Genomic DNA, 8,733 nt, shown 5'->3' with positions numbered 1-8,733 from the left:
CAGGTTCTCAAATCTGGGACCATGCCACGGTGGTGAACTACATTCTGAAGTCGCGTTCGCCGCTTTTCTGACGACCATTCTGCTGCAGGTCTGCCGTCGTCTTTTTGAACACTATGTGTATGACCTGAGCAACTTCAACACGGTCTATGGTGCGTTCGCCGTGGTGATCGTCCTGCTGATGTGGATCTACCTCTCCGGGGTCATCATCATGTACCGCGGCTGCTTGTGCGCCGCTCAGGACAGCGTGTCCGGCATTTCCAGGCGGCTGCCGGGGAAGCGCGGCCGCCGTATCCTGGGTCACTGGTCGCGGAGGAGAAAATAGCTCCGCGTGAGGCCTTCTAAATCCGCCCAAGCCGGGTGATGAACTGCTGCATCCGCTGCAACAGGGGTTCTTTGAACTCACGCGCAGAACCGGCCAGGAATACCACGCGGTAGCCATTCATGTGGTCCCATGCATCCGGGTTCCATTGGTCATCAAACACCAACGTCCTGCCCTCTTCACAGAGAAACATCTGATTGGCCACCTGAAAGCGCAGTTCTTCACTCGGTTCAGGCACGAGCTGATCGCGATCTGAACGCAAAATGCCCGCCCAGGTGACTTGAAGAGAAGAAACTTTATGGGGGCGCGAGAACACGGCGACAGCGGCTTTGGAAATCCTGCCGATCTGCTGTGCGGTCGTGGTGAGAAGTCTGCTCATGCCATCGGTCCATAGATGAAGGCTGCCCACGGCTGCTGTGCTCTGGAGGGTGTTTTCACCTGGGTGCTGGGGCATGTTCATGGTCTTTTTTGAGTTTAATGGATGGCTTTTCTTCCCGTCTGTTCCTGACACCATCGTTTTCTGCCGCCCGTCCGGATGCCAGAGGGGTCGAAATTCCGAGGATTTGCCTCAAAAAAAACCGCCCATTGCTGGGCGTGTTCGGGGACTATGGAGCCAAACTGACGGAGGCATGTCATCGGCACAGGCCAGCCCTGCGGATGCATTGCTGATGCAGGCCATTCCGCCGTTTCTCAGCACCCGCCAAAACCTGCTTTTCACTGGGGAAGGCACCCGGAACAGGTGCCATTTTTCGACGCAACTCCCCGCCCGGACCTGATGCATCATTCAGGTGCAAAGCACGTACGTTCCCGACAAAAAAGAGTCCTGACCAACGGAAGAGTCGGTCAGGACCAAAGGCATTTCGGTTGCTCAGTCCATCGCTGGTCGAGCTGCTTTTCACGCCTCACAGATCTATCGCAGGAGTTTGGAAAGCGGATGGGTTTTCTCTCACAAATCTACCGGGCTCGCCCACATACATAAAGATGGGTTTAGAGATTGGCCTCGCCATTGACCCATTCGACAGCGGCGCGCACCAGTTCAGGGGCGGTTTTCAACTGGAGCTTTTCCTTGATGTGCGCGCGGTGAGTCTCCACCGTCTTGACGCGGAGGAAGAGAGTGCGTGCAATCTCACGAGTGCCACGCCCCTCACCGACGGCGCGGAAGACTTCGATCTCGCGGTCGCTGAGCTGTTCGACGGTGGCGCTGGAGTCTTGCACGTGGCAAGGACTGGAAGCGAGGGCGGTGCAATCTAGAGGACCGATCTCGGAAACAGCGCTGGCTGAAATTGCGAGCTTGAATGCGGACCTCGTCATTATGGGGGCACATCACCACAACGCGCTCTACCATTTCTTTCTTGGCAGCACATCTGCGGATGTGCTGAAACGCGCCACTTTCCCACTACTCCTCATCCCATGTGATATTGCGGAAAGTGACACATCAGCCTATGGCGGCTGATTTCTAATGCGCGTGGGGACAGGGCTGACTGTCAGGCGCATGGACAAAGCCGCGCTCACAGCACTGATGCAGATGCCTGACGTCCATGTCGCAGGGGTGGCCTTTGGTCGTCAATGCGGCTTTGGCTATGGCTGCATTTTCCGCCTCATGGAGGTCATGCCCCTCGACATGGCAGCGCAGCAGGAAGCGTCCGGTGTTTAAGTCATGGATAATGGCGCGGTAGCTCATCCTATGGCATCAGGTTAAAAGTGTGAGGTGCGCTTCCATGATCATCTTCTCCGGAGAAAAGGTTATGGGTGTGGCACGTGCTTTCATGGGGAGCAGCGATTTTCCATGCAATCGCATTCGCGGCTGCGGCCGGATGTCTGCTTTGAAAAATATCTTCGGCCGCAGGCAAGACACCAGGCCGGAAGACTGAACGACCAGGCCGGCGGTCAGTTGCGATTCCTTTTCTGACAAGGTCCACGCCAACCCCACTTCCCACCCACTGCCATGAAAAATCCATTTCGCATTCCTCGTTTCGTGTCCGCTTGCGCAGCCGCACTGCTTGCGGGCGGCCTGCTGGCCGCCGCGGAAGAAGACTTCGACTCTCTCGTCAAACGCCTGCAGCAGGAAAAGACCGCGTTTGCCGAGCGACAGCAAAAGCTGCTGAACGAACGCTACGACCTCACAGACCGCCCCGCCAAGGAGGTAACGATGGCACGCGGCAAACCGGTGCAGACCGGCGTGCGTGTGAAACTGCCGGAGGGAATGACGTGGGACAAGCTGGCAGCGATGTCACCTGAGATCATCCAGAGCAAAAATCTGTGGCCGGCAGGATTTTACCCGCTGCCGCACCCTCACCACGAAGCAGGTGGAATGGTGTTTCCAAAACCACTCATTGAAGAAACGCAGAAGCAGACTGCGCGCGATCTGTCGCGCTTCGACCTCGACTATGATCTGCCCCAGCATTTGCTGCCGGAATTTCCCGCGCCCATCTATCTCACCACACGGCCCGACCTTGGCGATGTATCCCAGGGGAAACTGGTGACTCAGACCAATTTTTACGGCCTCTTCAAAGACATCCTCAATCCCAAGCAACTGGAGGGGCTGCGACTGCTCGTCACCCCCTTCCCGCAGCAGCAGTTCAACAGCACTGAAGACCGCCGCAGCATGCATCCGAGCCTCGGCGTGGCCTGCTTCGACTGCCATGCCAACGGGCACACCAACGCAGCGACTCACACCGTGGGTGACATCCGTCCCAATGAGCACCGTCACCGCATTGACACGCCCTCCTTGCGCGGCCTGAACGTCCAGCGGCTCTTCGGCTCCCAGCGTGCGCTCAAAACGGTGGAAGACTTCACCGAGTTCGAGCAGCGTGCGGCCTACTTTGACGGCATCCCGGCAGACGCAGCACGAAAAGGTGTGAACGTCCTCGAACGCGGCAGCCAGGTCCACTTCATGGCGGAGTTTCAGGCACTGCTGGATTTCCCGCCCGCACCCAAGCTTGACGTGTTCGGCAAGCTGCACCCCGCCAGGGCCAGCGAGGCGGAACTGCGCGGGCAGGCGCTCTTCTTTGGCAAAGCCCAGTGCGCCGTGTGCCACCCAGCGCCCTACTACACCGACAACAGCATGCACAACCTGCAGGTGGAACGCTTCTTCAAGGAGAAGATGATCAATGGCCGCAAAGCGAGCGCCGACGGCCCCATCAAGACCTTCCCGCTCCGCGGCATCAAAGACTCACCCCCGTATTTGCATGACGACCGCCTGCTCACGATCGCGGACACCGTCGAGTTCTTCAATCTGGTGCTGGAAATCCATCTCAATGAAGAGGAGAAAAAAGACCTCGTGGCCTTTTTGCTGACGCTGTGACTCCGCATCTCGCAGTGAAAGAAAGGCGGCAGATGGATTCACAAAACAGGACATCCGGAGGTTCTGACATCTGCGATGGGATGGAAGCCAATCTGACCTCGGGGCAACCCATCGCCTGGTCTTGGGCTCATTTCTCAAGCTTCCAATGAACCTCCAAGCACCCGCCGCCCCCAGCGCGCCAGCAGCGATCAGCGTCGGCAGGCGACTGCTTGTCGTGGATGATCATCCGGTCTTCCGCCATGGCATCTGCCAGTATCTCAGCCACGCCTCCGATGTGACCGTCTGCGCGGAGGCGGCCAATGCGAATCTTGCGCTTGAAGCCATGCGTCTGCATGAGCCCGACATGGTGCTGATGGATGTGTCAATGCCCGGGACAAACGGGATCGAACTGATCAAGCATATGCTGGCCGAGCGCCCTGCACTCATCATTCTCATGCTCTCCATGCATGACGAATCAATCTACGCTCTCCGCGCGTTGCGAGCAGGTGCCAAGGGTTACGTGATGAAGCAGCAGGCGATGGAGAATATCCTTGATGCACTGAAAAAGGTCAGCAGCGGCGGCATTTACGTCAGCCCGAAGTTCAGTGATAAACTGATTTTCAAAACCATCGCCGGCAGCACCGATGACTGCGGCTCCCCACTGGAAAATCTCTCAGAGCGTCAGCTCGAAGTGCTGCAATTGTTCGGACGCAGCAAGACCACGCGTGAGATCAGCGAAACGCTGAATCTCAGCGTGAAGACCATCGAAACCCACCGTTCACACATCAAGGAAAAGCTTGGCTTCAAAGACTCGGCGGAGCTGATGGATTTTGCGATTGAATGGATGACCACGCAGGAGGGATGACCGGTTTGGCCTGCTGTCACGACGGTCCTGACAGGCCTGGGGATTGTTTACCTGATGGCATGACCAGCACTGCGCCTGAAGCGCAGGCAACACCTGAGGTGCGAATTCACAGGCAACGTGCAGCCGGCGACCAAATCCGGTTCACGACACCCCTTTCCACCGATCTCATGACCACCCAAGACGAACTCATCGACCGACTGAGCGATATTTATGCCTTGGGTAAAACCCTGGAAACAGCCCTGAAGAAACTGTCTGATAATCCATCCCATTGCCCCGCCATGCGCAACACAGCGGCGCAACACAGCGGCGCAACGCGGCGCCATGCGGAAGCCATCGCCACCTTCTTGAAGCAGCTGGGAACCGACCCTGTAGCGCTGCTGAAAACCATGAAGGCACCGGGGACGGGAATGGATCTGGTGAAGAGCACAGGCACGGCCTTTGCCCGGGATGAGCGCATCAAGGACGTCCTTATGGTCCTTGTGACGGAGCATTTTGAGATCGCCTGCCATACCATCCAGCGCACACGCGCCTCGCAGCTGGGCCTGCTGGAAGTGGTCCGCATCTGCGACCAAATTGTGGCTGAAGAAAAGCGCATGGTGAACTGGCTGGAGATGAACATGCCTCCAATCTTCGCGGCCTATCTGGCACAAGGCAAAGAGACCAAAACCGAGGAGGATGTGCATCATCACTTTCGCCGGACCTATCAGATCCGGGCTAACGGCAAGAAGTCGTGGGAATTTGTGCAACTGGCCGACAATGTCCCGCTTTTTGGCGGCCCGCTCAAGCAGTCCGGCTTTGCATACATGCAGAACTAGACCCACCTCTTACGGTGGTCCGGTGCGTTCTCAGTGATTCGAGGCCGTTCCTGCGGGTGGGATGACAGGCACTGCTGCGCAACCTTTGTTCATTTTGGGACACCCATAAAAAATCCTCCATCCCAGCTGCCGGCGCGAACGCCATGGCCGAGATGGAGGAAAGAGTGTCGCGGCTGTAGATTAAGCGGCCTGCAGGGTGTGAATGGCGCTGCGTGTGCGGAAGGTCTGGCGCAGCTTTTTCAGGCCGAGCTCCATGCGGGTTTTGACCGTGCCAAGCGGTGAATGGGTGGCCTGCGCCACTTCACGCTGGCTCATGCCCTGCAGGAAGGCGAGTTCGATCACCTGCTTTTGTGCTTGTGGCAGCAAGGAGAGATGCTGGACGAGGACGCGCCCGAGATCGGCCTGCTCACAATCGGCGGCAGAATCCTGCGTGAAGGTCTCGGTCTGCTGGATGGCGTTTTCCATGCGGTCCTTGGCGCGGCAGTAGGCCAGGGAGCGGCGCAGGTGATCGATGGCACGTCGTTTGCCCAGAGTCATCAGCCATGCCAGAGGTCGGCCTTTGGCAGCTGAGTAGTGATCCACCTGGCGCCACAGTTCGAAGAAGCACTCCTGCAGGACGTCTTCTGCAGCGGCGTCGTCATTGACGGTGCGCATGATGGCGCTCTTGAGCAGACGGCGATAGCGCTGCATGAGAATTTCCAGCGCGCCGGCGTCGCGCTGCTGGATGGCAGCCATGAGTTCTTCGTCAGGTGGCTGCTGGGTGTCGATTTCGTTGTGGGAAGGCGATTCAGTGAAGGATGTGGTGGTGAATGTTTTCATGGTGAGATGAGATACAAAACTTCATCCCGCCTCACAACCCGAGCTGACCCCGTCCATCCTGTCAGGTGAAGCCTGACCCCTGATAAAACATCAGGGTTCCCCCAAATGCCCGCTCAACCGTGTGGCATGAGTGAAAAGCATGCTACAGCCACGCAGTGCCGCCGCTGCGAAACAGCAGCAAGAACACACTACTACTGGTCATCCTCATCCTTCTGATCCTCGGCGCACTGCCCGCCTGGCCCTACAGCACCAGCTGGGGCTATGCGTCGAGCGGCGGCCTCGGCCTGGTGCTCGTCATCCTATTGATCCTTGCCCTCATGGGAAGAATTTAAGCTGGAAGCGTTTGCATGAAAGCGAGTGCCCTCAGCGAAGCAAAAAAGCAGGTGCTGCATGCCATCGGCACGAAGCCATGGGTGGATGTATCGCAATGAATGTCAGCACTGACCTCAGCTGCCAATCAGCAGACAACCTGTCGCTGAAACGCAGCCAGGCAGGTGGAGACCCCTTTTCCAGCAGCGGATGCAACGGCCTCATCCATGCAACCGGCACTGCGGTGAGGCGCGATGTTAGGACAAAGGCCCGCTCAATCTAAACCGGTGTCCCTCAGGCCATCCATGCACTGGCCGGGCAGCATTCAAAAATGAACGCCGTCCCCCATTTCACCCAAACCCAACCCCACATCATGAAAACAAACCTCAAAACCATTCTCATCCTGCCGTGTCTGGCGCTCTGCATTACGGCCTGTGAAAAGCATTCATCCACCAAAGTCAGCGAAGAAACCCGGGAAAAAGTCCACGAGGCGGCCACCGACTCTCCAGCACAGCTCAAGATCAAGGGCAACTGGAACGAGATGAAGGGCAAGCTGAAGCAGAAGTTTGGCCAGTTGACCGATGACGACGTGATGTATGAAAAAGGCAAGGAAGACGAACTCTACGGCCATCTGCAGCAGCGGCTGGGAAAATCCCGTGAAGAAGTGGAGCGCATTTTAAACGAGCTCTAGCACCACGAGACATGTCAGGTGCGATCCAACAAACCACAAATCCTTAACCGTCACTATTATGAAAACCACACTGATCAATCAATGGCAGCACATGCAACAGGGCAAGATTGGCTATGCCCTTCTCTGGCTCCTCGGCATTCCCCTTCCCGTGCTCCTCATCTTTTACTTGCTGCGCGGCGGAAACTAAAACCCGTCATCAGCAGAGATAATTAGCTCTCCAAGAAGCCCCGCCATTCGGCGGGGCTTTTAATTTTCACCCACTCAATATGGGGCAAGCGGCATTTACCGCAGGATTACACCATCAGGGTGGGATCCCTTGGAGCAGAGGTCCGCATCAAAGCAATGATCCCACCCACCAGCGCAGAAAGCTCATCACCCGATCTCCACACCCTGCCCGACTGCAGACTCATAAATCTGATGCAGCTGGAATGTTTGCTGTGCCCCGATCTTCTGGCCGAACTGGGCCGTGAGGTACATCCCCACCGCGATCAGCCCCATGAGGGTGGCGATCCACAGCCCCCATGCCTGCATACCAAGCCAGCACTGACAGGTCCCCAATATTCCTGAAAACAGCCCGACCGAGCCAACCAGCATGTAGCCGTAGAGAAAGGCCGCCCACACATTGGTGTTTGGACCATAGGTTCCACTCACACGTGTTTTCCCTTCACCTTCGGTCTCCAGGCTCAGACTGAGGCGTGGCGACCAGTAATGCGTGTCTTTTTCCACCACATGCAGGCTCACAAAGCCCGGAAAGCTTTTTACCTGGCAGCGGTCGGCATGTTCGCGGGCATAGTGGGCGATCAGCTCAACTGCAGCCTCCACATCCAAGTCGATCACGTGCGAAAAGCGGGGGCGGAGTCGAAAACTGCTCATGTGTCAGATGCTACCCGCTCGCAGCCAAATGCGTCTAGTGCCTCTATTGCTCAATTCCAGACGTGGCTTGTTCGATGAACGATATTGCACATGCCCTGGATTGTGGGGGGGGCTCTCAGTGAACTTACTGCGGTTTGCCTGCGTTTCCATGACCAAGCCACCACTTGGGTTTGGCTGATTCCACTGCGATCGCAGGAAATGCGGCCCCGGATTCCATTGGCCGTCCGACCGAATGTTCGAGCAGCTGATTTTGTCAGCACGATTGCCCGTGGTGTAGAAAAGCCGCGCGCCCGAGCTGGCAACCGGAAGGAATTGCACATGGGAATGAAATCCCAGTTCAGGTGTCACGGCGTTTTCCTTGAAGGAGGAGTGCTGACGAAAGTCCGGCCATCGCTCAGCGGAAATCTCCACGATGTGACCTCGCGGATCGCCGTGCTGGCGCTCGCAATAAAAAAGCCGCCTTGCATCATTCCAAAAGGCCACGGCGGGATGCGCCTGAAGAACCTGCACGGGTTTGGGGTCCATCAGGCAGGTCTCCGGCGTGAACTTCTTCGACCGCAGATCAAGCATGGCGTATTTCACATCCATCAGCGTTTCGGCTTCATCCTGGTAGCGTTGCCAGGTGATGAGCAAGGAATTGGGGGCACCCGGCGTCTGAGTGATGTCGGGCTTCCCCCAGCAGCCGTGTTCTGCGGCAGCTGGTAATTCGCACTGCTGAGCCTGGCCTGCGCGCCGTTCACTCGTTGAAGCTGGCGAATA

Annotated in this window: 15 protein-coding genes; 10 read left to right on the top strand and 5 right to left on the bottom strand. The window is 57.3% G+C overall.

Annotated elements, in window-relative coordinates; genetic code table 11:
• On the top strand, positions 1-322 hold a 322-nt coding region (locus AC24GY_RS24905), incomplete at its 5' end, for a YhjD/YihY/BrkB family envelope integrity protein (protein WP_487688497.1).
• 16 nt (positions 323-338) lie between these two features.
• On the opposite strand, the gene AC24GY_RS24900 is transcribed toward AC24GY_RS24905, so the two are convergent.
• Entirely contained in the window at positions 339-698 is a 360-nt protein-coding gene (locus AC24GY_RS24900; protein ID WP_422321223.1) for a hypothetical protein, read from the bottom strand.
• A gap of 608 nt (positions 699-1,306) precedes the next feature.
• On the bottom strand, positions 1,307-1,534 hold the full coding sequence (locus AC24GY_RS24895; protein WP_487688493.1) for a response regulator transcription factor: 228 nt from the start codon (positions 1,532-1,534) through the stop codon (positions 1,307-1,309).
• On the opposite strand from AC24GY_RS24895, the gene AC24GY_RS24890 reads away from it, so the two are divergent.
• The 6 genes from AC24GY_RS24890 to AC24GY_RS24865 all read left to right on the top strand — a co-directional run bounded on the left by AC24GY_RS24890 (position 1,434) and on the right by AC24GY_RS24865 (position 5,282).
• Positions 1,434-1,772, top strand: coding sequence for a universal stress protein (locus AC24GY_RS24890; protein ID WP_487688490.1), 339 nt, complete (start codon positions 1,434-1,436; stop codon positions 1,770-1,772). The genes AC24GY_RS24895 and AC24GY_RS24890 overlap by 101 nt on opposite strands.
• 39 nt (positions 1,773-1,811) lie before the next feature.
• Positions 1,812-1,973, top strand: coding sequence for a hypothetical protein (locus AC24GY_RS24885; protein ID WP_487688487.1), 162 nt, complete (start codon positions 1,812-1,814; stop codon positions 1,971-1,973).
• Between the two features lie 64 nt (positions 1,974-2,037).
• Positions 2,038-2,190, top strand: coding sequence for a hypothetical protein (locus AC24GY_RS24880; protein ID WP_487688484.1), 153 nt, complete (start codon positions 2,038-2,040; stop codon positions 2,188-2,190).
• A 74-nt stretch (positions 2,191-2,264) separates the two neighbouring features.
• Complete coding sequence (locus tag AC24GY_RS24875) at positions 2,265-3,623, top strand: cytochrome B6 (protein WP_487688481.1); 1,359 nt, start codon at positions 2,265-2,267, stop codon at positions 3,621-3,623.
• A gap of 145 nt (positions 3,624-3,768) precedes the next feature.
• A complete protein-coding gene (locus AC24GY_RS24870) occupies positions 3,769-4,467 on the top strand; it encodes a response regulator (protein ID WP_487688479.1) in 699 nt (232 codons plus the stop codon).
• Between the two features lie 59 nt (positions 4,468-4,526).
• Positions 4,527-5,282, top strand: coding sequence for a DUF892 family protein (locus AC24GY_RS24865; protein ID WP_487688476.1), 756 nt, complete (start codon positions 4,527-4,529; stop codon positions 5,280-5,282).
• Positions 5,283-5,462: 180 nt separating this feature from the next.
• Here the strand turns inward: AC24GY_RS24865 and AC24GY_RS24860 are convergent, their stop codons facing one another.
• The gene (locus AC24GY_RS24860) at positions 5,463-6,101 is read right to left on the bottom strand and encodes a sigma-70 family RNA polymerase sigma factor (protein WP_487688474.1); all 639 of its coding nucleotides are present in this window, start codon (positions 6,099-6,101) and stop codon (positions 5,463-5,465) included.
• 164 nt (positions 6,102-6,265) lie between these two features.
• Here AC24GY_RS24860 and AC24GY_RS24855 point away from each other — a divergent pair, with 164 nt between their 5' ends.
• The 3 genes from AC24GY_RS24855 to AC24GY_RS24845 all read left to right on the top strand — a co-directional run bounded on the left by AC24GY_RS24855 (position 6,266) and on the right by AC24GY_RS24845 (position 7,288).
• Positions 6,266-6,433: a DUF3309 family protein gene (locus AC24GY_RS24855; RefSeq protein WP_422321224.1), complete on the top strand. Its 168-nt coding sequence runs from the start codon at positions 6,266-6,268 to the stop codon at positions 6,431-6,433.
• 350 nt (positions 6,434-6,783) lie between these two features.
• A complete protein-coding gene (locus AC24GY_RS24850) occupies positions 6,784-7,101 on the top strand; it encodes a CsbD family protein (RefSeq protein WP_487688471.1) in 318 nt (105 codons plus the stop codon).
• Positions 7,102-7,159: 58 nt separating this feature from the next.
• Positions 7,160-7,288 carry a hypothetical protein gene (locus AC24GY_RS24845; RefSeq protein WP_487688468.1) on the top strand — a complete coding sequence of 43 codons (129 nt, stop codon included), beginning with the start codon at positions 7,160-7,162 and terminating at the stop codon, positions 7,286-7,288.
• A gap of 185 nt (positions 7,289-7,473) precedes the next feature.
• On the opposite strand, the gene AC24GY_RS24840 is transcribed toward AC24GY_RS24845, so the two are convergent.
• Together AC24GY_RS24840 and AC24GY_RS24835 are read right to left on the bottom strand one after the other, a co-directional pair.
• On the bottom strand, positions 7,474-7,938 hold the full coding sequence (locus AC24GY_RS24840; RefSeq protein WP_487688466.1) for a hypothetical protein: 465 nt from the start codon (positions 7,936-7,938) through the stop codon (positions 7,474-7,476).
• Positions 7,939-7,977: 39 nt separating this feature from the next.
• Positions 7,978-8,607 carry a hypothetical protein gene (locus tag AC24GY_RS24835; RefSeq protein ID WP_487688463.1) on the bottom strand — a complete coding sequence of 210 codons (630 nt, stop codon included), beginning with the start codon at positions 8,605-8,607 and terminating at the stop codon, positions 7,978-7,980.
• Positions 8,608-8,733: the final 126 nt, after the last annotated feature.

The sequence above is a fragment of the Prosthecobacter sp. Pr1 genome (genome assembly GCF_057652315.1).
The sequence above is the reverse complement of the archived record's forward strand: the minus strand, read 5'-3'. Positions and strand labels throughout refer to the sequence as shown.